The following is a 24,978-nucleotide window of genomic DNA, read 5'->3' on the forward strand; positions in this document are numbered from 1 at the left end:
GCTTTCCTAGTCGCTGAACGGGTCGCGGATGAGGATCGTGTCCTCGCGCTCCGGGCTGGTCGAGACGAGCGCGATTGGGGTCTCGATCAGCTCCTGGACGCGCTGGATATATTTGATCGCCTGTGCCGGAAGGTCCGCATAGCTGCGCGCGCCCGCCGTCGACTCGCTCCAGCCATCCATTTCCTCGTAGATCGGCTCAACCGCGGCCTGGTCTGCCGCGTGGCTCGGGAAATAGTCGAGAATCTTGCCCCGAAGGCGGTAGCCCGTGCAGATCCGTACCTTCTCGAACCCATCGAGTACGTCGAGTTTGGTGAGGGCGATACCCGTAACGCCCGACACCGCGCAGCTTTGCCTCACCAGCACCGCGTCGAACCAGCCGCAGCGGCGCTTGCGCCCCGTGACGGTACCGAATTCATGGCCGCGCTCGCCCAGCCGCTGGCCGGTTTCATCCTCGAGCTCGGTCGGGAATGGGCCGCTGCCGACGCGCGTTGTATAGGCCTTGGCGATGCCGAGCACGAAGCCGACGGCAGAGGGGCCAAGCCCCGAACCCGCCGCCGCCGTACCGCTCACCGTGTTCGAACTGGTGACGAAGGGATAGGTGCCGTGGTCGATGTCGAGCAGCACGCCCTGCGCGCCCTCGAAGAGGATGCGCGCGCCGGCCTTGCGCACCTTCTTCAGGCGCTTCCACACGGGCTGCGCATATTCAAGGACATAGTCGGCGATTTCGGCAAGGTCAGCCTTCAGCCTCTCGCGGTCGATCGGCGGCTCGCCGAAACCCGCGCGGAGCGCGTCATGATGCGCGGTCAGGCGGTCGATCTGGGGTTCGAGATGGTCAAGATGCGCAAGGTCACAGACACGAATCGCGCGGCGCCCCACCTTGTCCTCATAGGCGGGGCCGATGCCGCGGCCGGTCGTGCCGATCTTACCCGCGCCGGCCGCGGTTTCGCGCAGCGCATCGAGGTCGCGGTGAAAGGGCAGGATGAGCGCGCAATTATCGGCGATGGCAAAATTGTCGGGATTGATCTTTACTCCCTGGCCACGCAGCTTGGTGATCTCGTCCCGCAGGGCCCAGGGGTCGAGGACGACGCCATTGCCGATGATCGACAGCGTGCCGGTCACGATGCCCGAGGGAAGCAGCGACAGCTTGTAGGTCTGGTTGCCAACGACGAGTGTATGCCCGGCGTTATGGCCGCCCTGAAAGCGGACGACTGCGTCGGCACGGCTCGCGAGCCAGTCGACGATCTTGCCCTTGCCCTCGTCGCCCCATTGCGACCCGATGACGGTAACATTTGCCATGATGCTGTCCTGCTGTGTGCGGGCTCCAAGGCCCGCGCGGCTTTAGCCGATTCCTTCGTGGAGGCAAGGGTCGCGGGGGGCATTATTCTCGGGGACGCGTCAGGCCTCCGCCGGCCCTTCAGCGCTCAGCACCCACCCGCAGCCGAGCCGCCTGGCATCCTCGGCATCGGTCAGCGCCGCAACCGTCTGCCAGCCGTCGGCGCGCAGGCTCGCGGCGATCGCTGGGTCGTGGCCGAGCGGCAGAAAGATGCGGCGCTCGGAAATGTCCTCTCCGCCCAGGCCCGTGTCGATCAGCGGATCGGGGTAAAGCGAAAATCCGACCGCGGGTTCTTCCTGGCCGCCCCCGACCGGGATGGCATAGCTGCCGCCGAGCCCGATATGCGCGCCTTGTCCGGCAACGAAGATCGAGAAGCCGAACCAGCTTTGATAAGCAAAGCCGTGGCGTTCGGTCGGATCGAGAGTGAGGTTTACGCGCTCGCGCACCGGGGCGGCGATCGCCTCGATCGCATCGAGGCGCCGGGCCAGCACGCTCCCGGTGTCGAAGGCCCGCAGGTCAGCAATCGCCCGGTCGAATGGCCCCGTTGCACGCAGCAGCGGCAGATAGGCCTCCGCGCCCAGCCGCACGAGCGCGCCAGCGTCCTTGGCGTCGAGTGCGTCGCGCAGTGCCTCGATATCGCCCGTCACCGGCAGCGGTCCGCCCGCGAGCAGGTCGACAAGGTCGGGCATGGTGAAGTCGAAGGTGACTCGGCCGATTCCTGCCGCCTCGATCGCGTCGATGGCGACGGTCACGATTTCGCGTGCCGCGGCAACGCTGTCGCTGCCGATCAACTCGGCACCGACCTGCAGCATCTCGCGCGCCGGACGCAGCTGGCTCGCCCGCAGCTTGACCACCTGGCCCGCATAGCAAAGGCGCAGTGGCCGGGGGGCCTGCGCCAACAGCGAAGTCGCGATACGCCCGACCTGCCGCGTGATGTCGGGGCGGAGCGCGAGCGTTCGCTGGGACACGGGATCGGTGAAGCGCAGAAGGTCGCGCGCCGATCGTTCGTCGTCGCCGCCCAGTGTCTCGCGAAACTCAGCGAGGGGCGGCGCGACGCGGCCATATCCGTGCGAGCGCATCGCATCGACGAGCGCGCGCGTAACGCGCGATGCCGCTTCTGCCTGGCGGGGGAGCCGGTCGCGAAGGCCTTCGGGCAGCAGGGCGGGAGCCTTGGTCATTGCGGTGGCCTTAGGATGGTGGAGGCAGGGATTCAACCAGCCTCGAAGTCCGTTCGCGCCGAGCGTCGTCGAGATACGCTGAAGGGGAGAGCGTCTTCGATGGCTATCTCGACTTCGCTCGACGCGAACGGAGGGCAGGGGCGGGTCTAGAACGTCAGCCCCTTCACCGTCTTCACGCCGGGCAGCTGGCATATCTGCCAGAGCATCGGTTCGGGCAGAGGCGAGTCGAGCGACAGCAGCAAAACCGCTTCGCCGCCTGCGGCCCGGCGGCCGAGATGGAAGGTGCCGATATTGAGTCCGGCCTCGCCGAGCGCGGTGCCGATGCGGCCGATGAAGCCCGGCGCGTCTTCGTTGACGATATAGAGCATGTGTCCATCGAGATCGGCCTCGACCTTGATCCCGAACATTTCGACGAGACGCGGCTCATTATTGCCGAACAGCGTTCCCGCGACCGAGCGGTCGCCCTGGCTGGTCGCGACCGTGACGCGGACGAGGGTGTGATAATCGCCCTCGCGGTCATGGCGCACTTCGCGCACGTCGAGCCCGCGCTCGCGTGCGAGGTGCGGGGCATTAACCATGTTCACGCTGTCCGAATAGCGGCGCATCAGCCCGGTGAGCACCGCAGCGGTGATCGGTTTCAGATTGAGTTCGGCGGCGGCGCCTTCGACTTCGACCGAGATGGTCGTGAGATTGTCGTGCGCGAGCTGGCCAACGAGGCTGCCGAGCTTTTCGGCGAGGCTCATATAGGGACGCAGTTTCGGCGCCTCCTCGGCCGACAGGCTCGGTACGTTGAGCGCATTGGTGATGCCGCCGGTGAGCAGATAGTCCGAAATCTGTTCGGCAACCTGGATCGCGACATTGACCTGCGCCTCGTCGGTCGAGGCGCCGAGATGCGGTGTGCAGATGAAGTTGGGAGTGCCGAACAGCGGATGATCTGCCGCCGGCGGTTCGGTTTGGAACACATCGAGCGCCGCGCCCGCGACATGGCCGCTGTCGAGCGCCTCCTTGAGCGCTGTTTCGTCAATGAGCCCGCCGCGCGCGCAGTTGATGATCCGCACGCCCTTCTTGGTCCTGGCGAGATTCTCCTTGGACAGGATGTTGCGGGTCTGGTCCGTCAGCGGCGTATGCAAGGTGATGAAGTCGGCCTTGGCGAGCAAGGTGTCGAGATCGGCCTTTTCGACGCCGAGCTCGACCGCTCGCTCGGGGGTCAGGAAGGGGTCGAAGGCGACGACCTTCATGCGCAGGCCAAGGGCGCGCTCGGCAACGATGCTGCCGATATTGCCGCAGCCGATCAGGCCGAGCGTCTTTTGCGTGAGCTCAACCCCCATGAAGTCGTTCTTCGGCCATTTGCCTGCCTGCGTGCCGGCGTTCGCCTCGGGAATCTGGCGGGCGAGCGCGAACATCATCGCGATCGCATGTTCGGCAGTGGTGATGCTGTTGCCGAAAGGCGTGTTCATCACGATGACGCCCTTCTTCGACGCCTCGGGAATGTCGACATTGTCGACGCCGATACCGGCACGGCCGACGACCTTCAGATTCGTGGCCGCGGCAAGCACGTCGGCGGTGACCTTGGTCGCCGAGCGGATCGCGAGGCCATCATAGTTGCCGATGATGGCGATGAGTTCCTCCTTGGTCTTGCCGGTGATCACGTCGACGTCGATGCCGCGTTCCTTGAAGATCGCGGCAGCCCGGGGATCCATCTTGTCGGAAATCAGTACTTTGGGTGCAGTCATGGCAATAGCTTTCAAAAATCCGTTCGTGCCGATTTGTCGAAGCTCTACTCTTTCGCGATGGCACGAAGAAGGAACGGCCCTTCGGCAAGCTCAGGGCGAAGGGGAAGGGGCCAGGTCAGGCCGACAGGCTGGCGTAGGCCCAGTCGAGCCACGGGCCGAGCGCTTCGATATCGGCGGCGTCGACGGTTGCCCCGCACCAGATACGCAGACCCGGAGGGGCGTCGCGGTAGCCAGCGATGTCATAGGCTGCACCCTCGGCTTCGAGCAGGCCCGCGAACTTCTTGATAAAATCCGCGTCGGCGCCCGCAACCGAAAGGCACACCGACGTTTTCGACCGGCTCGCGGGATCGTGGGCGAGGTGGCTTAGCCACTCGCGTTCCGAAACGATCCTGTCGAGCGCAGCCGCATTCGCGTCACTACGTGCCTTCAGCCCATCGAGGCCGCCCAGGGATTGGGCCCATTCGAGCGCGAAGATCGCATCCTCGACGGCGAGCATCGAGGGGGTGTTGATCGTCTCGCCCTTGAACACGCCTTCGACAAGCTTGCCGCCCTTTGTAAGACGGAAAACCTTCGGAAGGGGCCAGGTGGGGCTATGGGTTTCGAGCCGTTCGACGGCGCGGGGCCCGAGGATCAGCACACCGTGACCGCCTTCGCCGCCGAGCACTTTCTGCCAGCTGAAGGTTGCAACGTCGATCTTGTCCCACGGCAGGTCGTAGGCGAACACCGCCGATGTCGCGTCAGCAAAGCTCAGCCCCTCGCGGTCGTCGGCGATCCAGTCGCCATCGGGGACGCGGACACCGCTCGTGGTGCCATTCCAGGTGAAGAGCACATCGTTCGACCAGTCGACCTGGCTAAGGTCGGGAAGCGCGCCATAGTCGGCGCGGATGACAGTCGGATCGAGCTTGAGCTGCTTGGCAACGTCGGTGACCCAGCCCTCGCCGAAGCTTTCCCACGCGAGCGCCGTGACGGGACGGGCGCCGAGCATCGTCCACATCGCCATCTCGAAGGCGCCGGTGTCCGATCCAGGCACGATGCCGATTCGGTGGGTGTCGGGAAGCTGCAGCACCTCGCGCGTCAGGTCGATGCAATATTGAAGGCGCGTCTTGCCGATCTTGGCACGGTGCGAGCGGCCCAGCGATTCGGTCGCAAGTTTCTCGGGGGACCAGACCGGCGGCTTGGCGCAGGGTCCGGAAGAAAAATAGGGGCGCGTCGGGCGCACCTGTGGCGTCGTCACTTCAGTCATGTAGTCTCTCCTTGCAGAGAGCGCGCGCGGCGTTGGGACCGCGTGGCCCGGCGCCGCGTTTAGGGCGGACCGCGAAACTGTCAAATAAATTGCGCAGGCCGCGCGAAATTATCGGTGAGCCGAATAAATGGTTAAGAGCTTCTTTACCAATTTGCCGGTATTTTGACGCGATGACCATCCCGATGCCCCTCAAGCCCCGGATGCTCCTCGCAGTCGCCGCAGCGCTCGCGCTTTCTGCCTGCTTCGGTGCGCCCGAGGCGATGAAGCAATATGGCGGCAAAAAGCGGACAAGCGCCTCGAGACCCGACCGCCCTCAAGCGGTGGGCACGCCCTCCTTTACCAGTGCAGAGGCGAAGCAGTGCGCGGTGGACCTTCAGCGCGCGGGTGTGCGCTTCACTCCGCTGCCCAATCAGGATCATGGCGGCGGCTGCACCTCGATCGATTCGGTGAAGCTTCTCGACATCGGCACGCCGGTTACCAATCTGGGCGCCATGACGTGTCCGCTGGCGCGCAACTTCGCCGCCTGGGCCCAATATGCGGTGCGCCCCGCGGCGCGCGCCTATTTCGGCACTGAAGTGGTGAAGATCGAGACCTTCGGCACCTATAGCTGCCGCAACATCTATGGCGGCCGTTCGGGGCGGCTCTCGCAGCATGCCTCGTCGAACGCAGTCGATGTCGCGGGCTTCGTGTTGGCAGACGGTCGGCGGATCATGCTCGATGGCGGTTGGCACGGCGACAAGGCGTCGCAGGATTTTCTTCGCGCGCTCCACAAATCGGCCTGCCGGCGCTTCGGAACGGTGCTCAGCCCCGATTACAACGCCGCTCATTACAACCATTTCCATCTCGACATGAGCGGCAACGGATACTGCCGGTGACTTGGCAAAGCGCGGGGAAATCGCTAGCCGCTCCCCAATGACAAAAGAGAAAACCTATCGTTCGCGGTTCCACAAGGCCAAGGACGACGCCGAATTCGCCCAGCAGGCGACTACCACGCCCCAGACCGCGAGCGCTGCGTATCGGCTTGCGTTCCAGGACACCGACTTTCTGCTCCGCGAGGACCTGCGCCCGGTCCGCTTCCAGCTCGAACTGCTGAAGCCCGAACTGCTGCTCGACGAGGCAGGAATCGAGTCGACACTCGTCATCTATGGCTCGGCGCGAATTCCCGAACCCGTCGATGCCGACGCGCTCGAGACGGCGGCGACCGACGACAAGACTCGCAACATTGCGCGGCGGCTGAAGGCCAAGGCGAAATATTATGATGAAGCTCGGGCCCTTGCCCGCCTCGCAAGCCAGGTGCCGTGCGACGACAAGGGCTGCCGCCACTTCGTCGTCTGTTCGGGGGGCGGGCCGTCGATCATGGAGGCCGCCAATCGCGGCGCCGCCGACGAAGGGCGCGATTCGATCGGTCTCAATATCGTGCTGCCGCACGAACAGGCGCCCAACCGTTATGTGACGCCGGAGCTGAGCTTCCAGTTTCACTATTTCGCGCTCAGGAAGATGCACTTCCTGCTACGCGCGCGCGCGGTCGCGGTGTTCCCGGGCGGGTTCGGCACGTTCGACGAAATGTTCGAGCTGCTGACGTTGATCCAGACCGGCAAGATCAAGCCGATCCCGATCGTGCTGTTCGGCAAATCCTTCTGGAACCGCGTCGTCAATTTCGAGGCACTGGTCGAGGAAGGCGTGGTCAGCGCTCGCGACCTCGACCTCTTCCGCTTCGTGGAAACGGCCGATGAGGCGTGGACGATCATCCAGGATTTCTACGCGAACGCCCCGCAACCTTGACCCGCCCCGAGCAAAAGCTGGTGCCTAGACGGGGCTGAGCAATGGGGAGCGACTCCGAGTGCGCCGGGGTCGCGTCAGTTCGACTGGGCTTCCAGATAGAGGATAAGCGCCTTGCGGTCGGCAGGGTCCTTGACGCCCGCGAAAGCCATGCGGGTGCCAGGCACGTTCCTCATTGGGTCAGCGAGATAGGCGTCGAGCGCGGTCTCGTCCCAGTTTCCGCCTTTCGCCTTCATCGCCCCCGAATAGGAAAAACCCGGATGCGCCGCGACGGCGCGGCCGACGACGCCGTGAAGATTGGGGCCAATACCATTGGTGCCGCCCTTGTCGATCGTGTGGCAGGCAACGCAGCGCTTGAAGACCAGCTCGCCCATCGCTGCGGTAGGTTCGATCGCCGCCGCGGGCACATCGGCGCCTGTGGTTTCGGCGCGAGGCGCGTCTTCGGGTTTTCCGCAACCAGCGAGCGTCAGAACGCCCGCCGCCAGAACGACGGGCGCCCAGCGCATTATTTATTGGCTTCGGCGGGGACCGGGGCAGCTGCGGCATCGGCGGGGGGCGCCGCCGCGTCGCCCTCGGCGGGTGCAGCCTCTGTATCGGCTGCCGCAGCCTCGGCATCGGCCGCGGGCGCGGCTTCGGGCGGCGGCAGCGGCAGGTTCGACCCCTGTGTATTCAGATAGGCGATCAGGTTGGCGCGGTCCTCGGGGTTGCTGAGACCCGCGAAGGACATCTTCGTGCCGGGGGCATATTTGCGTGGGCTGGTAAGCCAGGCGTCCATGCCTTCGAAGTCCCAGTTGCCGGGAACCGACTTCAGCGCATCCGAATAGGCGAAACCCGGGACATGACCATGCGGCTTGCCGAGCGCGCCATAGAGATTGGGACCGATGCCGTTGGCGCCGCCCGCATTGATCGTGTGGCACGCGGCGCATTTTGCGAACACCGCTTCACCCTTTGCCGGGTCGGCAGCGGCGAGGAGGTTGGCGAGCGGGACAGCCGATTCGCCCCCGCCTGCGCCGGCGTCGGCGTCTTCGATCGGGAAGCCGGGCTTTTCGGGATTGTGGCTCGCATTCAACATGCCGGTGCCGATCGACAGTCCAAGCGCGCAAATGCCCGCGAACAAGACCCACCCGGCAATTGTATTGTTGCGATTGTCCATGCTTGCAGCCCCGTTCGCTGGCGCCCGCGGAGGGGGCGCATGATAGGAATTGGCCGCTCCCTTACTGGCGCGCGCGCGGCGGCGCAAGGGGATGAAGTCCGCTCGGCGCAGTTGCGCGCTGCGGACCGTCCGGCTATGCGCCGCCGCGCACCTGAGGGAAGGCAGATATGGGCAGTTATTCGGCTTCGGCGCAGCGGTTGGTCGATGAAATGAAGGCGGCGGCGCTCGCTGATCCTGCGCGCGGCCTTGCCTTTCAGGGCGCGCCTGGTGCGAACAGCGACCTTGCGGCGCGTCAATATGATCCTGCCGCGCTTCCGCTGCCCTGCTATGCCTTCGAGGACGCGATCGAGGCGGTGCGCGAGGGACGCGTCGACCGCGCGATCATCCCTATTGAAAACAGTCTGCACGGCCGCGTCGCCGACATTCATTTCCTGTTGCCCGAATCCGGCCTGTCGATCGTCGGCGAACATTTCCTGCCGATCCGCTACGGCCTCATGAGCCGCGATCTGGGCCCGGTCACGCGCGCGATGAGTCACGAACAGGCGCTTGGGCAATGCCGCAATTGGCTGCGCGCGAACAATATCTCGCCGGTTGCCCACAGCGACACCGCGGGCGCCGCCGCGTGGGTCGCCGACAGCGATGAGGTGGGGCTAGCGGCGCTCGCACCGCCGCACGCGGCCGACCTTTACGGGCTGACGCTGCACGGCACCGGGATGGAGGATGCCGACCATAATATGACGCGTTTCGTCGTCCTCGCGCGTGAGCCCCTCGCGACGCTGCCCGAGGGTGTACCCTTGATGACCACCTTCATCTTCGAGGTAAAGAATGTGCCCGCCGCGCTCTACAAGGCGCTCGGCGGCTTCGCGACCAACGGCGTCAACATGACCAAGCTGGAAAGCTATCAGGTGGGCGGAAGCTTCGCTGCGACAACCTTCTACGCCGACATCGTCGGCGCTCCGGGCGAAGAGGCGGTTGACCTCGCACTCGAGGAGCTTGATTTCCAGACCAAGTCACTCCGCCTGCTCGGCACCTATCCGATGGCGCGGGTGCGCGGCTGACGGCGCCTCCCAGCGCCGCTGATCCTAACCCCCGCGCTGGCGGAGCAGGCGGGCGGTCGCGAAGCTCTGGACGATGAACAGCGTCACAAGGACGCTGGCGACGACGAGCCCGAACAGGTCGAAGGCTGAAAACTCAGTGCCGAACACCGGCGCGCCCCCTACCAAGGGCATGATCATCGTCATCGCCATCAGGACAAGGCGAAGTTCGGTCGGCCCGCCTGCCATGTAGGAAAGTCGGAACTCGCCGAGCACCTTCGCTGACAGGAAAGTGTGGATCGCGAGCAGCAGATAGCCGACCGCTCCCAGTAGCGCGACGTCGAGGCGGAAATAGGGGCTGGCGCCAAGGCCTCCCACGATCAGCACAATGGCAAGCCCGTCTACGCTGTGATCGACGAAATAGCCATAAGAGGGGCGCTCGATGTGGCGCCATCGCGCAAGGCTGCCGTCGAGCGAGTCCCCGAACCAGTTCACGATATAGCCCGCAAGCGACAGCCCCAGCCATTCGTCGTCGATCCAGCTCAGCATGTAGCCCGCCGCGACGAGCACTGCGCCCGCAAAACCCAGCAGGGTCAGTTGGTCGGGGGTCACCCAGCGGGGAAGGCGCGCGCATAGCCAGTTCAGAATGCGCCGTTCATGGCGCGCGAGAATATTGTGTTGAATGCGCGTCGGCGGCTGGACTGTCGCCGCCGCGGAACCGGGTAATTTGTCGTGCATGTCGACCTTTCGTCGATGGCCGTCACATCTGTGTCAGCCAGACGTCACCCGCCGGTCATAGGCCCGAATGGCGGGCAAGGGAAGGGCGGGCCCTTCCTGCCCTGTCGGCTCGTCCGCCCTGCATGGCGGTTCAACGTTTATCGCTAGTCGCGCCAGGGCCCGATTTCGCCGACTTCCCCCACGGTGCGATAGCGGACTGCGCCGTCGAGCCAAGCGACCTCCCACATCGGTGCGGGGCGTGTCCATTCGCCGATCACGAAGAGCGGCAGCCGGTTCGCCGCGACGAAGGCGAGATCGTCGTCGGTCGGTCCCGGCATGACAACGCTGGGCTTTTGATGGAGGCGCAAGACGGCCAGCGTGCCGGCCGGGGGGGCGGGCAGCGATTCGCGGACCGGAAAGCCAAAGCTCGCGCCGACCACCGGATTGCCCCGGTCATCGCGCGCGATGATCAAAATCTTGTCGGCGCTGCCGAATGGACCCGCCACGGGCTTGCCCACGGCCTTGCGCCCGACGATTGCCGCATATTCGCGGATATCGCTGTCCGCGACCGGTGCGGGCGGCACGGGCGCCGCTTCGGCGGGGGGCGGGGCGGGCGCGGGAGGCGGGTCGGCAGCAAGGAGAAGCAGAGCCGCGATCAATGCGCGTCGCCCCAGCTCTTGCCAATCCCGATCTCGACCTCCAGCGGAACCGAGAGGGTCAGGACGGGTTCGGCGGCGCCCATCATCACGCGGCGGATGATCTCGCCCGCCGCTTCGGCCTTCTCTTCGGGCGCCTCGAAGACGAGTTCGTCGTGGACCTGGAGCAGCATCCTGACATCCGATAGTCCCGCGTCGGCGAGCGCTGCCGGCATGCGCGCCATCGCGCGCTTGATGAGATCGGCGCTGGTGCCCTGGATCGGCGCGTTGATCGCGGCGCGCTCGCTTCCTGCGCGCTCGTTCTGGCTCGCCGCCTTGATGCGCGGAAACCAGGTCTTCCGCCCGAAAAGTGTCTCGGTATAGCCCTTGGCGCGCGCGCTCTCGAGCGTGTCGGCGATATAGTCCGAAATGCCGGGAAAGCGCTCGAAATAGCGGGCGATCAGCGCCTGCGCCTCGTCGGGCGTGATCTCGAGCCGTCCGGCAAGACCCCAGCGCGAGATGCCGTAGAGGATTGAGAAGTTGACGGTCTTGGCCTTGCCGCGCGTGTCGCGGTTGACCTCGCCGAACAATTCGATCGCGGTCGCGGCATGAATGTCCTGCCCCTGCGCGAAGGCCTCCTTGAGTTCGGGCACGTCAGCCATATGCGCAGCGAGGCGCAGCTCGATCTGGCTATAGTCCGCCGCCATCAGCACATGGCCCGGCGCTGCGATGAAGGCATCGCGAATCTGGCGCCCGATCTCGGTCCGGATCGGAATATTCTGCAGATTGGGGTCGGTCGAGGACAGCCGCCCGGTCTGCGCGCCGACGAGGCTGTAGCTTGTATGGACGCGCCCGGTCACCGGGTTGATCTGTTCCTGAAGCGCGTCGGTATAGGTCGACTTGAGCTTGGCGAGCTGGCGCCACTCGAGGATCTTGCGCGCAATCGGTACGCCGTCGCGTTCGAGTCGCTCGAGTTCAGTCTGGTCGGTCGACCAAACCCCGGACTTGCCCTTGCGCCCGCCCTTCAGTCCCAGCTTGTCGAAAAGGATCTCGCCGAGTTGCTTCGGGCTGCCGATCGCAAAGGGCTGACCGGCCAGGGCGTGGATCTCGCCCTCCATGCGCAACATGTCGTTCGCGAACTCGCCTGACAGGCGCGCAAGATAGTCGCGGTCGACCATGATGCCCGCGCGTTCCATCCCTTCGACGATTGTCGCCAGAGGGCGGTCGACCATTTCGTAGATGCGGGTGCCGCCCTCGATCGGCAGACGCAGCTTGAGCAACCGCCACAGCCGCCAGGCGACCTCGGCGTCCTCGGCGGCATAGGCGGTCGCACGGTCGAGTGGTACCTCGGCGAAGCTGATCTGCGCCTTGCCAGTCCCGCAGATCTCCTTGAAACTCAAACATGTGTGCTCAAGATGAAGCTTGGCGAGCTCGTCGAGTCCGTGCTGGTGCTTGCCTGCGTCAAGAGCGAAGCTCATCACCAGCGTATCGTCGTAGGGCGCGATGCCGATCCCATGCTGCGCGAGCACGCCGATGTCGTATTTAAGATTGTGCCCAACCTTCAGCACCGCCTCGTCGGTGAAAAGCGCGTGAAGACGGCCGAGCGCGTCGGACACGGGTATCTGATCGGGTCTTTCGGCGAACATGTCGGTGCCGCCATGGCCGAGCGGAATGTAGCATGCCTTGCCCGGTCCGGTGGACAGGCTCACCCCCACAAGGGTGCCGGTGACGCTGTCGAGGCTTGCTGTCTCGGTGTCGACCGCGACGACATGCGCCGCCCGCGCTGCGTCGATCCAGCGATCGAGCGCCTCGATCGTCGTGACGGTCTCGTAGAGCGAGCGATCGATCGCCGGCATCAGCGGCAGGGCAGGTGTCGATGGCACGGCCGAAGCGGTAAGTGGCGCGGCGTCCTTTCGCGGGAGCGTCGGCGGACCCGAGGGCGCCGTGCCGTTGTCGAGCTTCGCCGAAAGCGACCGGAAGCCATGTTCGTCGAGGAACCGCTTGAGCGGCTCCGGCGGGATCGCGCCAAGTTTCAGCGCGTCGAGGGGGTCGGGGAGCGGGCAGTCGCGCTTGAGGTCGACGAGAATGCGGGACAATTCGGCCAAGGCGCGATGTTCGATAAGATTGTCGCGAAGCTTGCTGGGCTTCATCGTCGCTGCACCGTCGAGTGCTGCGGTCAGGCTGCCATATTCCTGGATCAGCTTGGTTGCGGTCTTGGGCCCGACGCCCCGCACGCCGGGAACATTGTCGACGCTGTCGCCCATCAGCGCGAGCACGTCGCCGACGAGTTCGGGGGGGACGCCGAACTTCTCGTTCACCGCCTCCAGCCCGATATGGGCATTCTTCATCGTGTCGAGCATGTCCACGCGCGGTCCCTCGGCGGGCTCGCGAACGAGCTGCATCAGGTCCTTGTCCGATGACACGATGGTCACGTCCCAGCCCTCGCGTACCGCGGCCTCGGCATAGCTTGCGATCAGATCGTCGGCCTCGAAGCCCTCCATCTCGATGCAAGGGAGTGAAAATGCGCGCGTCGCGTCACGGATCAGCGGGAATTGCGGGACCAGGTCCTCAGGCGGCGGCGGCCGGTTCGCCTTATACTGGTCGTAAATCTCGTTGCGGAACGACTGGCTCGAATGGTCGAGGATGACGGCGAGGTGAGTGGGCTCTTCGGCGTCATTCAGGTCCTTGGCCAGCTTCCATAACATGGTGGTGTAGCCATAGACCGCGCCGACGGGCACGCCATGGGGGTTCGTCAACGGCGGCAGGCGGTGATAGGCGCGAAAGATATAGCTGGAGCCATCGACCAGATAGAGATGATTCTTATCGGACATGGCGCGGGGTGTAGCAGGGGCGGGCGAGGGGGCCTAGCGCGATGTTCCCGGTTTCTTCCGTTCTTCCCGGGCGCGCGGAGCGATGTCGAAATGCATCACGTCCTCGCGCGCGCCGAGCTTGGTGTAGAGCGCGGTCGCGGGGTCGTCTCCATAGTCGGCCTGGACGAAAATGACCCAGGCTCCAGTCTCTGCGGCGATGTGCTGGAGTTCACCGATCAGGGCGGTTGCGATGCCGCGGCGACGATCAGGCTCACTCACCGCGAGGTCATAGAGATAGATTTCGCTACGTGCCTGTTCGAGCTTGGGGAGTTCGTAGGCGGTCAGGCCTCCAACGACTGCGCCTTTCTGTTCGGCAACGAGTATGATGACTGCGTTGTTGCCGAGCTGGCGCGTGAGCCAATTGTCGTCCGGCCGATCGGGCGCATAGGTCTCGCTATCGCCGAATGCCTCGGCGTAGAGGCAATTGAGCGCGCGCATCGCGGCCGCGTCGGCAGGACCTAAGCGGCGGATCGAGAAATTCACGGTGGCCAATTCTCGGTGTCGTGATCGGGATGCTGATGACGGCTCGCGCGAATGGCTTCGGCCTCGGAGGGCATCACCTCTTCGGTCGCGCTGTCGCCGGGCAGCGCGGCGAGGCTGTCGAACCAGGACAGGCGTGCCTCTACGCCATATTGTCGGCGGGGGGCAAAGCGTGCGGGTTCGTCGAGCGAGCCGGTCGTCACGTTCAGATAATCGGCGCCAAGATAATTATAGTAGAGCGGCGTCCCGCAGTCGCGGCAAAAGCCGCGTTCGACCGGATCGGAACTCTTGAAGGCCGCGGGCTTGCCTCGTGTCCAGGCCAGCGCGTCGCGGGGTATCCCGACGAGCGCGGCGAAGTAATTGCCGACCGCTTTTTGACACATGCGACAGTGACAGATGTGCGAGGTGTCGAGCACCGCGGTGGCATGATAGCGCACCGCCCCGCACTGGCACCCGCCCGAGACTTCGATTTCGATCCTCTTCATGGACGCGCATGCTACCAGAGGCGGCGGTCGCTCACAATCTGCCGCACGGCAAACCGGCCTGGCGGCGGTATCGGCCCATCGTCTCGCCGGCGTCGTCGCCGCCTGACCACTCCCATATCCTAAGCGGCTGAACGGGAGATATCGACGTGCCTGAGGGGCAAGGCCGTGCGGTTCGAGCAAGCGGCCGGACTTTCGAGATAGGGCCTATAGAGATAGCTGCCGCGTCTCGGTCGATATCCCCGACGACCCTGTCGCATGGCTTTCGCACGCCTTGAACCCGCTTTCAGGATTCGAGGCGCCTTAGCGGTCAGAGATTCATGAGCCTTGTCAGCAAGCCTTTCCTGTGTCCAACCCGGCAAGGTGGTGCATTGTGGGTGGCGTCCGAAGGGCCTTGTATCATTCCCACTCAATCGTGCAAACCCACCTTAAGCCATTGATATCCCATAAAATTATTGCCTTCGGGCGCACAAAAACCGACTACTGGCTAGTCAAAATGTTACGCTATTGATTTTAAAGGGAAAAAGGGTCGAAAAAAAATTTGTGGGTTTCAAGAACAATCGGCGTCTATCGCCCGTTTGGACCCTGTGAAGGCCACCCCACGGAATAGCCGATTTGTATCAGAAAACACCGCTGACCACAATGAGCGACCTGCCTCGAACAAGAGGTCAGTTTGCGTTTGTGCGGATTTGCTAACACTACTTTGGCAGATTATTCGGATCGGTCGCTGTAACCAGTTTATTGCAGTGAGGGCAGATCGTCGGTGGCGGTCTTGCGAAGAGGTTGATTATCGCCTGCCTGACGGCAGGCATGGTCGGTTGCGGCGGCGGTCCCGAGTTTCTTTTTTTTCCGCCCCGCTGCGCTTAGACGGCGGGACTGAAGAAAGGCATAGGCGATCATCGTCATCAGCGCGTGTCGGTGTAGTCCGGTCCATGATCGGCCCTCAAAGTGGTCGAGACCGAGTTCCTCCTTCAGCTGCTGATGCGCCTGCTCGCAGATCCACCGCGCCTTGATGGCACCGGCGAGCGCCTTGATCGGCGTGTCGGCTGGCAAGTTCGAGAGATAGTATTTTTGCTCTCCGCTTTCGCGCCGTTCCCCCACCAGCCAGACTTCCTCCTCGCTGGGCATGGCCTGGACCCGCCCGTCACTCATGCGGTGCCTGTGGCCATCGGCCACCCGGACGCGGCATGCCGCAAATTTACAGGTCAGCTTGCCTTTGGTCCCGCGTCGCCAGCTGATTTTCTTCCATTTTTCTTCTCCCAGCATCTTTTCGGCAGAAACGGCGGTGCGGTCGGGGACGTGATATTTGCGGCGCCTGCCTGTTGCTGCCTCGGGAAAGATCAGCCCGGTGTCTGCCGGATAGACATTCTGACGCCGTGACATGCCCACCGCCCACCGCAAACCACGCTCGCTCAGAGCCTGGCGGAAGGGGCCGCTCGCCCCGTAGCCGGCGTCGGCTAGAACGCAGCCGAACCGAGTGCCCGAGGCAATGACCCGATCGATCTCCTCGATAGCGATCTCCGGCTTTGTGCGAGCGACTTGTCGCTCCTGGGGGACACGGGCGCGCTCCATGCGGGGGGCGTCGTCCGTCCAGCTTTCAGGCAAAAAGAGCCGCAGGCCCACCATCACCGGAACCTCCCCGGACGCTAGCGTCACCGAAACGAGGGATTGGCAGTTCGAGGTCTTGCCAAGGGAGGAGGCGTATTGCGCAGCCACGCCGACCGAATGACGGCCCTTCTTCGGCAAGGCAGTATCGTCAATGACCAGATATCCCGCTTCGTCTCCAACCAGACGATCGGCTTCCTTCAGAAGAACAGCCTCGAGCGGCGCACTATCCCACACCCCGTCCGCGACGAAATGATGCAGTTGGTCGTAGCCAAACTCACCATCACGAGCCGCCATCGGCTGCACGCTCTTGCGGTCACCGGGGCCGATCAATCCCGCGATATAGGCCGGGCACACACGCTTCCGCGCCTTGTGCCGCAACGCCGACAAAAATGGCGTCAGCCAAACCTCAAGATCATTGCGCCAATCCTCTGACATCGCCAGCCTCCATAAAAGCTGGCTCCCCATGAATCAGGGAAATCTCCTTTTGGGAATCCCAAAAATCACATTTCTGCCAAAGTAGTGCTAACTACAGCGCAGCAAACCGAGGCTCCTTCAAACTGGCGCATAGTTTGAAATCATGCTAAAACACTCACCATGAGTGAGCAAACGACGGGGAAATTAAAGCAGCTGGAACACCTCCTGCCAGAGGGATTGCTCGTCGATGCCGCGTGGCTTTCTGCTCACGGCTACTCAACCTCACTGCGCACCAAATATGTCGCCTCGGGTTGGCTCGAACAGCCGGCTCGCCGTGTCTATCGGCGCCCTCGCGGACAGCTTGGCTGGCAGCAGGTGGTCATCTCCCTGCAGACGCTTCTAGGCTATCGTCTCACCGTTGGCGGCCGGACAGCCCTCGAGCTGCAAGGCTATGCCCATTACCTCTCACAGGATCGTTCCGAGATCCACCTTCACGGTCCAGCAAGGCCACCCAGCTGGCTCACGACGCTGCCGCTGACGGAACGGTTCGTGTATCATAACGGCACGCCGCTTTTCGGGGCCGACCTGGAGGATATCAGCTTCCCTTCCCTCGTTTCGGACCGCGCACCTGATGCGAGAGATGCGGGATCTTTTCAGGACGCCGGATTGCGCGCTCTGCCCTGGGGGCAATGGGATTGGCCGTTGACGGTATCGACGCCCGAACGGGCGGTTCTCGAACTTCTCGATGAACTCCCGCAACATGAAAGTTTCGATCAGGTCGACGTGCTGATGGAAGGTCTGAGCGATCTTGCGCCGAGGCGGCTCCAGAAGCTGCTTGTCCGCTGCCGCAGTGTGAAGGTGAAACGCCTGTTCTTCTTCTTTGCCGATCGGCACCGCCATGCATGGCTCAAGCATGTCGACCGGACCGCAATCGATCTGGGATCGGGCAAGCGCATGCTGGTCAAGGATGGCAGGTACGACCCGACCTACGAGATCACTATCCCCAAGGAACTGGTCGAGGCGTATTGATGGCATTTGCGGACACTTACCGAAATCAGGTCGCACTACTGATCCGCACACTACCTTCGGTGGCGGCGGAAGAATGCTTCGCGATGAAGGGCGGCACGGCGATCAATCTGTTCGTGCGCGACCTGCCGCGTCTCTCGGTCGATATCGACCTCACCTACCTGCCAGTGCAGGATCGCGCGACCTCGCTTGCAACGATCGATGCGGCGATGGCGCGTATCGCCGAGCGCATTAACCGTGTCCCGCGCCCGATCGTGCTCTTCAGATCATCTCCGAGAAGCTGAGAGGTATTATCGATAATTTTCATCGACCACCTCCCTGTTCAACAAAACGATCTGTTGTTCCTCAGGCCTTCGCGCGTTCGGATCGGTATCAAGCCCGAGACGCCTCTGGGCGTCGTAGAGCAACGCCCTGTGCACCTTGATCTTCGTCTTGCCACGCATGCTGTAATCGAGTGCAATCACCTTAGCCTGCGGCTCGGACAGCTCGGAATGCGACCCGATCTCCAGCGTGATTTCCTCTTTCCAATCGGTATCGCTACCGGGCTCAACGTCATTGGGCTTAAAACCACGCACGTCGACATCCCGAGCGAGGAGGAAGTCTTTGTAGGATTGGTCGATCTGACAGAAGGCCCGAGCATGCCACCGAAAGCCATCGAAGCCGATGGCATGCGGCGCAATCCACCGCCAGCGCGGCTCCGGCCGCGAAAGCGTCTGATATTTGATCTCGATGGCAAGGTTGTTGCGAATGGCGCTGAGAACGGTCCGCGGCGTTTCTTTCGTGACATCCCGTGTGGGGACAGGTGGGCCACTGTAAGACGGGAAATGCGCAATCCACGAGGCTGCGGCCGGCAATATGTCTTCGGCGACAGATCGTAGCTGCGTGAGATAATGGGCTGCGTCAGGCTTTAAAAAGCAAGGCCGGAACGTCTCGCTCGCCACGTATCGTTTGGCAATTTTGTCGTAGACGGCGTTGTGCGGAGCGCGTTCGCGATAAAGCATCAGATCTTTCGGCGCTTGCGGCACCGACCCGTCAAAGGCCTCGACGATATCGGAACGGTTGACCCTGCCTTCCCAATAAAGTCGAAACTCAATGAATTCGAGCCGGCGCTCTACACCCCATTTCGGCACCGTATTGCCCCCCGGCATCGCAAGCATCCCAAAGTCGATAGAAATAAAGACGCGATGGGAATGTCAACGTGCCCGCTGAGTTGTTATTCTTATCTAAAGGGCGGGTCAATCTACGAGGGTGGCGAATCAGCGCAATTGCTTCAGGTTAACATTTGTGGTGGCGATTATGCAAAACGCGCAATTACGCCGAGCGGGCGTCGGGTGCGCCCTGTTTCCCATAGCTTCGCGGCGACCGGCTCGGCGCAGGTCGTAGTGTCCAATCTTCGACGACCGGCGCAGTTTTAGCGCGATGAGGCCTTGCCACAAGGTGTGAATGTGCGAGACTCCCAGAATGAAGAATGACGTCGATCATCTGCCCGCGGTGCATCAGGAAGAGCTGGCCCTGGCAACGCGGATTTTGATGGACGAGTTTACCGCCGCGATCTCGCGGGCAACGCAGCCGTGGAAGAAGAACGGCAAGATCCAGAAGATTATTCTGTTCGGTAGCTTCAGTCGCGGCGACTGGGTCGACGAACCAGAAAGCGGCTATCAGTCGGATTATGACCTGCTGGTCATCGTCAGCCATAAGGATCTGACCGAAATCGCGGACTATTGGTATGTGGCTGAGGACAAGATCATGCGCGATTTGGCGATCGCGCGACCGGTGAACATCATCGTCCACACACTCGACGAGGTGAATCGCGGACTGAAGCGCGGCGAATATTTTTGGGTCGATATCGCCCGTGACGGGATCATATTGTACGATCTTCCCGGCAGCGAACTGGCCACTCCGATGCCGCTGACGGCAGAAGATGCCTTTGGAATGGCGAGTGAATATCTTTCCAAGCAACTTCCAGCGGTTGATCGGTGGCTAACCGCTCTTATGCACCAAGGGGTGTCTGAGCGGTAGGCGGGAGTAGCGTAAAGCTCTGTTCTGAAGTAAGAAATTGGGTGTCTAAGCCGTCCCTGCTCCGGGACAGAAATTGCCATAGGCTACACCCGCCATGACCGACGTTACCTCAAGCTCATTTCGATTTCCAGCGGTCCAACGCAAGAAAGTCACGGCTGCCTTCGACGGCGGTCGCATCACGTCGGACGGCGGGGTTCTGCTATTGGCGCAGGCCGAGCGCGAGATGGACATCTGCAGGCAGCTGGCCACCTGCATCGCCGATCGGCGCGATCCTTCGCGGGTGGTCCACAAGCTGGATGACATCCTGCGGGCTCGGGTTCTGGCGATTGCCTGCGGCTACGAGGACGCCGACGACCTCGACGCCCTGCGTGACGATCCCGGCTTCCGCCTGGCGCTGGGCAAGCTACCGGGTTCGGGCGCGGGCCTTGCCAGCCAACCGACGATGAGCCGCTGGGAAAACGCACCCACCACGCGCGAGCTGGCCCGCATGATGGCCGCGATGGTCGACATCTACTGCGCCAGTTATCCATCCCCGCCCGAGGCGGTGACGCTGGACATCGATGACACCTGCGATGTCGTGCACGGCTACCAGCAGTTATCGTTCTGGAACGGGCATCACGGTGAGCGCTGTTTCCTGCCGATCCACGTCTACGACACGGCAACGGGGCGGCCGGTCGCCATGCTGCTGCGCACCGGCAAGACGCCGAGCGGCGCGGAGGCCGCGGGCCATATCCGTCGCCTGGTGCGGCAGATCCAGAGGCACTGGCCCACGACCCACATCACGATCCGGGGCGACGGCCACTACGGCAGACCCGAGGTCATGAACTTCTGCGAGGCACAGGGCATCGATTATGTCTTCGGCCTGCCCACCAACGCTGTGCTGCGCGCCGATCCACAGATCGTGAAGATTGCCGATGCCTGCGCGGTCAAGCGGGCCGAGGAACAGCACGTGGTCCTGCGAAATTATGCCCAGACCCGCTACGGGGCGAAAAGCTGGAAATGCCAGCGCCGTGTCGTCGCCCGGATCGAGGCCAGCACGCTCGGCATGGATATCCGCTACGTCGTCACCTCGCTCGAGCAGGGCTCGGCCGAGCACATCTACGACACACTCTACTGCGCCCGCGGCCAGGCCGAAAACCTCATCAAGTTGCACAAGGCCCAGCTCGCCAGCGATCGCACGTCATGCCGATCAGCCAACGCCAATCAGATGCGGCTGATCCTGCACACCGCCGCATTCTGGCTGATGTGGCGCATCCAGCAGGCCATCCCCAAGGCAGCCGCGCTTGCCAACGCTGAGTTCGCGACCCTGCGCCTGCGGCTCCTCAAAGTCGCCGCACGCGTCATCGAGACCGCCTCCCGCATCCGCGTCGCCTTCGCTTCCGCCTGTCCCGACGCCGCCCTGTTCCGGATCATCGCCGCCGCCCTCAGGCCCGCCCCGACATAGCCAGTGCGGCCGTGCCGCTGAACGTCCGAGCCCCTCCATCAAACCCGCAAGCCTCTCGATCCCACGCGATGAAATAGACGCAGCGGAGGCACTCGGCCTGCTCAAACGCCCGCTGCCGCCAACGATTGATCTTCCCCAAGAACAACATCGTCACGAATAAGAGCGGCTAAAGCTTGCCGCAGTATCCTGCGCCGAAAGTGAAACTGATCCCGAGTGGGCCAATAATGCAGCGTTCAATTTGCATCAGGCGGCCGAAACTGCCTACACTTGTTACCTGCTTGTTCGCAGCCAGTATGTCCCGCGTTCGCATAATCTGAAGTTCTTGCGTTCGCTGGCGGAGGACCGGGAACCACGACTTGTAGAGGCATGGCCGAGGGCGACGAAACTCGACCGCCGGCGCTTCGAGTTGACGAAACGCGCTTATGTCGAGGCGCGCTACTCGGCGGCATATGTTATAGACAACGATGATCTGCAGGCGATCAGGGCAGCAGTGACGAGCTTGCGCGACATGGTGGCGACAGTGTCACGCGAGTGGCTTGAGGGCCTCCGGCAGAAGGCAGAGCTCTGATAGCCTTCGTACAGTTTAAGGCCGCTTTTCGGATTCAAGGCCCCTAAGCGCGATCAGAGATACATGAGCCTTGTCAGCAAGTCTTCCCTGTGTCCAACCCGGCAAGGTGGTGCATTGTGGGTGGCGTCCAAAGGGCCTTGTATCATTCCCACTCTAATATTTTTTCTTCCCTAAGTATCTGATATGTTTGCGAAAAATAAATTCAACGGTTGAGAATACCGTCGCCTGTACCGTCAAAAACCTAGCCTTTTGATTTTGTTGGATTTTCAGGGGGGAACCTAGCTGGAAAAATTCTGTGAACTATCGGCATCTATCGGCTGCTTCCCAGTGAGGAATAGATGGCAAGCTGGAGTTGCCCCTTAAAAACCGGACATTTTCAGGATTGAGCATTTCGGCTCAGGAACTCTCGTGGAGATTGATATCCTAAAGCCTTGTGCGGGTGAAGATTGTTATAGTGCTCGAACCATGATGGCAGTTGAGCCATGACAGTTTCGGCGTCCGGCGTCGGGTTGATCCGGACATAATCGCGCTTGAATGTTTTGACGAAAGCCTCAGCCATTCCATTTGACTGCGGGCTGCGCACTGGTGTTCTGCACTGTTCCATACCGATATCCCGGAGCAGGGACGCGGTGTTTTTCGCAATGAAGCATGAACCATTGTCGGTAAGCCACTGGATGGGCTCTGCCAGCATATTGATGCGCCCGAAGCGGTTTTCTACCGCCGTGATGACAAGATCCTGTACGTCTTCGCTCTTGATGCCTTCTGTCGTGGCCACATGAGCGATTGCTTCCCGATCACAGCAGTCGAGCGCAAATGCAACGCGGACCTTTTCCTTGTTGTCGCACGTGATCTCGAAGCCATCGGAGCACCATCTGGTATTGGAGCGCTCGACGGTGACTTGGCCGTCGTGTCTGCGTTCACCGGCAGCTCCGGTATGGCGCTGAAGGAGCAGATCATGCCGCTTCATCACGCGATAAACACGTTTGGCGTTCGGCCATGAACAGCCCTGTTCACGGGCTTTGCGCCGCAGAATGGCATGAACGCGCCGATAGCCATAGGTCGACATTTCTTCAATGACCGCCTTGATCTGAGCAACCAGATCAGCGTCGGGAAGCGGAGGTCTCCCTCGGGCTCTGGAAAGGGTGCCTGTGGCGCGTGCAGCGATATTCGACCGGGCAACACCTAGCGTCTCGCATACCGCTTTCATCGCAAAACGTCCTTCGGCAGCGAGATTGAGTGCAGCATGCGTTTTTTTGGGCCGCTGGCGATTTCGAGGGCCTCCTTGAGAATTTCCCCTTCCATCGTCTTCTTGCCCAGCAGGCGCTGTAATTCCTTCACCTGAGCCTGAAGCGCCCGGTATTCCGAGGCAGGGACAACCTCCTCTTCGGCTGCCGTTGCGACCAATGCACCCTGTGACGCAAGCTTGCGCCACGCGAACAGCTGGTTAGGCGCAATGCCATGACGACGGGCGACCAGACTGACCGTTGCGTCCGCCTCGTAGGTTTCGTGGACAATCGCAAGTTTCTCCGCGGTACTCCAGCGTCGACGCCGCTCAGGGCCGGAAAGAATTTCCATCTTAATGCTATTACCAGTCATAATGTGAACAGTAGTCCTATCACTTATTTAAGTGGCAGAAACTGTCCGGGCAATTAGGGGGCTATTCCACAAGCGTCGAATCTGGCGCCCCAATAAAGTACCGTCAAAACTGGCGAAATCAACACACCCGACTCGGTCCTTGGATCGTCGGGATGGCGGGCGGAAATCACAGTGCATGGACGACAGAGGTTGAGAGGGTGAAGACAGTTTCTCGGCAAGAGCTTTACGAGCAGGTTTGGTCCAAACCCATGACCAAAGTTGCCGCAGATTATGGCGTTACGGGTACCGCGTTGAAGAAGACGTGTGATCGCCACCACATTCCAACACCAGAACGTGGGTACTGGGCGAAACTAGAATTCGGCAAGCGGGTCAACAAGGAAGCGCTGCCGCCGCTGACCGCGCCAAATTTGGCTATGGTCAGGATATCAGGAAGTTCCGAGCAGCATCTGTCTCCGTCGGTCCGCGACGCCAAGGAAAAAGCCAGAGACAGGCTCCACAAGCACGCTGCGGCTAAGCCGCTTCTGGTCTCTGAATCCGAACCGACACTGAGCATCGTTGAACCGCCGTCTCTCGCTGCTACAAGGCGCGCGATTTCAAAAGCGCGTCCTGATGACCAGGGCTTCGCCGCGGTCCGCTCGAAAGGCGTTGTCCCGCTCAAAATTGCTCCTGCTTCCATCGAACGGGGAATTCGGATTCTAAGCCAGTTGTTCACTCTTGCGGAAACCCAAGGCCATTTGCCCAAGGCGACTGAAGACGGGTTGGTGCTGATTGTTGAGAATGAGTCAATTGCGTTCGGCCTGGAGGAACAGCCCGAGAAGACCTTGCATCAACCAACACCCGCGGAATTGAAGCGGCGGGATGAAAGGGCACGCTGGGGCTACACCACCGATCCGTGGCCCAAGTACGACCAATTTCCATCCGGCCGGTTCGCCATCGTCATTCACGCCAACCCATATTCAGGTCTTCGCCGCACTTACTCAGACGGAAAGACGCAAACCCTGGAAAGCATGCTGCCGGACATATTGGCAGGTTTCGTCGGGCACGCCGCCTACATTAGTGAGCGCAGGAGAGAATCCGACGAGCGGGAACGCCGCCACCGGGAGGCCGAGGCTCGACGCCAGCGTGAAGAGGCATTCAATAGTCGCGAGAAGCGCCGCATGGAGTTTGTGGATGCAGTCCATGAGCAACTGACCCAACGGGACAAACTTACTGCAGTGCTGCATCATCTCGAAAATGCAAGGTCTGAGGATGCTGCAAGAGTGAGTACAATGGCGACTTGGGTCCGGCAGCGTCTGAAACAGATTGATGCCCTAATCAGTCCCCATTTCCTCGACACTTCGGCGAGATCGTCGAAAGTCGATTTCGCCGAGCCAGGTCCTGAACAGGAAGCTGAAAGGGGCAGCTATTACTATTATCCCCCCATCACCCTCCAACTCTGGTCTATCGACGACGCAAAGGGGCTGGCCACCTCGTGCACGCAGCTGGACTGGACAGACGCGTTGGCTTGTCCGATTGAGGGAGCCGAGACAGGCTAGATCACTGAGCCGGGTTGATACGAAACCCCTGTTTTCAGCAATCAGAATTCGAGGGTTTGTGTCAAGGCGCGGAATACGAGTTTGCCATCGGCCAACTTTGCTAACCGACGTGACGCAAAAGGAGGTATTTT

The 24,978-nt window shown here is 62.2% G+C and carries 22 protein-coding genes and 1 pseudogene; 9 read left to right on the forward strand and 14 right to left on the reverse strand.

The window, feature by feature from the left end; all coding sequences use genetic code 11:
• Positions 1-6: 6 nt before the first annotated feature.
• From LH20_RS01540 to LH20_RS01555, 4 genes are all read right to left on the reverse strand, one after another.
• Positions 7-1,296, reverse strand: coding sequence for an adenylosuccinate synthase (locus tag LH20_RS01540; RefSeq protein ID WP_053552706.1), 1,290 nt, complete (start codon positions 1,294-1,296; stop codon positions 7-9).
• A gap of 99 nt (positions 1,297-1,395) precedes the next feature.
• Positions 1,396-2,511: an ATP phosphoribosyltransferase regulatory subunit gene (locus LH20_RS01545; protein WP_053552707.1), complete on the reverse strand. Its 1,116-nt coding sequence runs from the start codon at positions 2,509-2,511 to the stop codon at positions 1,396-1,398.
• A 146-nt stretch (positions 2,512-2,657) separates the two neighbouring features.
• Positions 2,658-4,244 (reverse strand): phosphoglycerate dehydrogenase, encoded by a 1,587-nt coding sequence (gene serA / locus LH20_RS01550; protein WP_053552708.1) that lies wholly within the window; start codon positions 4,242-4,244, stop codon positions 2,658-2,660.
• A 115-nt stretch (positions 4,245-4,359) separates the two neighbouring features.
• Entirely contained in the window at positions 4,360-5,487 is a 1,128-nt protein-coding gene (locus LH20_RS01555) for a phosphoserine transaminase (RefSeq protein ID WP_053552709.1), read from the reverse strand.
• Between the two features lie 182 nt (positions 5,488-5,669).
• Between LH20_RS01555 and LH20_RS01560 the strand changes: the two genes are divergently transcribed.
• Together LH20_RS01560 and LH20_RS01565 are read left to right on the forward strand one after the other, a co-directional pair.
• Complete coding sequence (locus LH20_RS01560; protein ID WP_235527077.1) at positions 5,670-6,362, forward strand: extensin family protein; 693 nt, start codon at positions 5,670-5,672, stop codon at positions 6,360-6,362.
• Positions 6,363-6,399: 37 nt separating this feature from the next.
• A complete protein-coding gene (locus LH20_RS01565) occupies positions 6,400-7,269 on the forward strand; it encodes an LOG family protein (RefSeq protein ID WP_053552711.1) in 870 nt (289 codons plus the stop codon).
• A 74-nt stretch (positions 7,270-7,343) separates the two neighbouring features.
• Here the strand turns inward: LH20_RS01565 and LH20_RS01570 are convergent, their stop codons facing one another.
• Together LH20_RS01570 and LH20_RS01575 are read right to left on the reverse strand one after the other, a co-directional pair.
• On the reverse strand, positions 7,344-7,772 hold the full coding sequence (locus tag LH20_RS01570; RefSeq protein ID WP_053552712.1) for a c-type cytochrome: 429 nt from the start codon (positions 7,770-7,772) through the stop codon (positions 7,344-7,346).
• Positions 7,772-8,419: a c-type cytochrome gene (locus LH20_RS01575; RefSeq protein ID WP_053552713.1), complete on the reverse strand. Its 648-nt coding sequence runs from the start codon at positions 8,417-8,419 to the stop codon at positions 7,772-7,774. Before LH20_RS01575 ends, LH20_RS01570 begins: the two co-directional genes overlap by 1 nt.
• Before the next feature lie 167 nt (positions 8,420-8,586).
• On the opposite strand from LH20_RS01575, the gene LH20_RS01580 reads away from it, so the two are divergent.
• A complete protein-coding gene (locus LH20_RS01580; RefSeq protein ID WP_053552714.1) occupies positions 8,587-9,477 on the forward strand; it encodes a prephenate dehydratase in 891 nt (296 codons plus the stop codon).
• Between the two features lie 24 nt (positions 9,478-9,501).
• Here LH20_RS01580 and LH20_RS01585 read toward each other — a convergent pair whose 3' ends face one another.
• The 6 genes from LH20_RS01585 to LH20_RS01610 form a co-directional block, all read right to left on the reverse strand.
• Positions 9,502-10,191 (reverse strand): CDP-alcohol phosphatidyltransferase family protein, encoded by a 690-nt coding sequence (locus LH20_RS01585; protein WP_053552715.1) that lies wholly within the window; start codon positions 10,189-10,191, stop codon positions 9,502-9,504.
• A 143-nt stretch (positions 10,192-10,334) separates the two neighbouring features.
• Complete coding sequence (locus LH20_RS01590; protein WP_053552716.1) at positions 10,335-10,829, reverse strand: hypothetical protein; 495 nt, start codon at positions 10,827-10,829, stop codon at positions 10,335-10,337.
• Positions 10,826-13,636 (reverse strand): DNA polymerase I, encoded by a 2,811-nt coding sequence (polA, locus tag LH20_RS01595; protein ID WP_053552717.1) that lies wholly within the window; start codon positions 13,634-13,636, stop codon positions 10,826-10,828. Before polA ends, LH20_RS01590 begins: the two co-directional genes overlap by 4 nt.
• Positions 13,637-13,669: 33 nt before the next feature.
• A complete protein-coding gene (locus LH20_RS01600; protein WP_083455243.1) occupies positions 13,670-14,158 on the reverse strand; it encodes an AAC(3)-I family aminoglycoside N-acetyltransferase in 489 nt (162 codons plus the stop codon).
• A complete protein-coding gene (locus LH20_RS01605; protein WP_053552718.1) occupies positions 14,155-14,640 on the reverse strand; it encodes a GFA family protein in 486 nt (161 codons plus the stop codon). The genes LH20_RS01600 and LH20_RS01605 overlap by 4 nt, the downstream gene beginning before the upstream one ends.
• Before the next feature lie 735 nt (positions 14,641-15,375).
• Positions 15,376-16,680 carry an IS701 family transposase gene (locus LH20_RS01610; RefSeq protein WP_053552719.1) on the reverse strand — a complete coding sequence of 435 codons (1,305 nt, stop codon included), beginning with the start codon at positions 16,678-16,680 and terminating at the stop codon, positions 15,376-15,378.
• Positions 16,681-16,839: 159 nt separating this feature from the next.
• On the opposite strand from LH20_RS01610, the gene LH20_RS01615 reads away from it, so the two are divergent.
• Together LH20_RS01615 and LH20_RS01620 are read left to right on the forward strand one after the other, a co-directional pair.
• The gene (locus tag LH20_RS01615; RefSeq protein WP_053552720.1) at positions 16,840-17,688 is read left to right on the forward strand and encodes a type IV toxin-antitoxin system AbiEi family antitoxin domain-containing protein; all 849 of its coding nucleotides are present in this window, start codon (positions 16,840-16,842) and stop codon (positions 17,686-17,688) included.
• Positions 17,688-17,969: a nucleotidyl transferase AbiEii/AbiGii toxin family protein gene (locus LH20_RS01620; protein ID WP_053552721.1), complete on the forward strand. Its 282-nt coding sequence runs from the start codon at positions 17,688-17,690 to the stop codon at positions 17,967-17,969. The genes LH20_RS01615 and LH20_RS01620 overlap by 1 nt, the downstream gene beginning before the upstream one ends.
• Positions 17,970-17,975: 6 nt before the next feature.
• Here the strand turns inward: LH20_RS01620 and LH20_RS01625 are convergent, their stop codons facing one another.
• A complete protein-coding gene (locus LH20_RS01625; RefSeq protein WP_053556011.1) occupies positions 17,976-18,833 on the reverse strand; it encodes a WYL domain-containing protein in 858 nt (285 codons plus the stop codon).
• 313 nt (positions 18,834-19,146) lie between these two features.
• Between LH20_RS01625 and LH20_RS01630 the strand changes: the two genes are divergently transcribed.
• The 3 genes and pseudogenes from LH20_RS01630 to LH20_RS01640 form a co-directional block, all read left to right on the forward strand.
• Complete coding sequence (locus tag LH20_RS01630; RefSeq protein ID WP_053552722.1) at positions 19,147-19,704, forward strand: nucleotidyltransferase domain-containing protein; 558 nt, start codon at positions 19,147-19,149, stop codon at positions 19,702-19,704.
• A gap of 94 nt (positions 19,705-19,798) precedes the next feature.
• Complete coding sequence (locus LH20_RS01635; protein WP_053552723.1) at positions 19,799-21,148, forward strand: IS1380 family transposase; 1,350 nt, start codon at positions 19,799-19,801, stop codon at positions 21,146-21,148.
• A gap of 220 nt (positions 21,149-21,368) precedes the next feature.
• Positions 21,369-21,716: pseudogene (locus LH20_RS01640) on the forward strand (HEPN domain-containing protein); the annotation flags it as partial.
• A gap of 376 nt (positions 21,717-22,092) precedes the next feature.
• On the opposite strand, the gene LH20_RS01645 reads toward LH20_RS01640, so the two are convergent.
• Positions 22,093-23,312, reverse strand: a protein-coding gene (locus LH20_RS01645; protein ID WP_144423483.1) for an IS3 family transposase whose coding sequence is annotated in 2 segments (ribosomal slippage) — positions 22,093-22,976 and positions 22,976-23,312 — 1,221 coding nt in all. Because the reading frame shifts where the segments join, the coding sequence is not laid out codon by codon here.
• A 248-nt stretch (positions 23,313-23,560) separates the two neighbouring features.
• Between LH20_RS01645 and LH20_RS01655 the strand changes: the two genes are divergently transcribed.
• Positions 23,561-24,847, forward strand: a complete 1,287-nt coding sequence (locus LH20_RS01655; protein ID WP_144423484.1) for a hypothetical protein — start codon at positions 23,561-23,563, stop codon at positions 24,845-24,847.
• Positions 24,848-24,978: the final 131 nt, after the last annotated feature.

This window comes from Sphingopyxis sp. 113P3 (genome assembly GCF_001278035.1).
Lineage (GTDB): Bacteria > Pseudomonadota > Alphaproteobacteria > Sphingomonadales > Sphingomonadaceae > Sphingopyxis.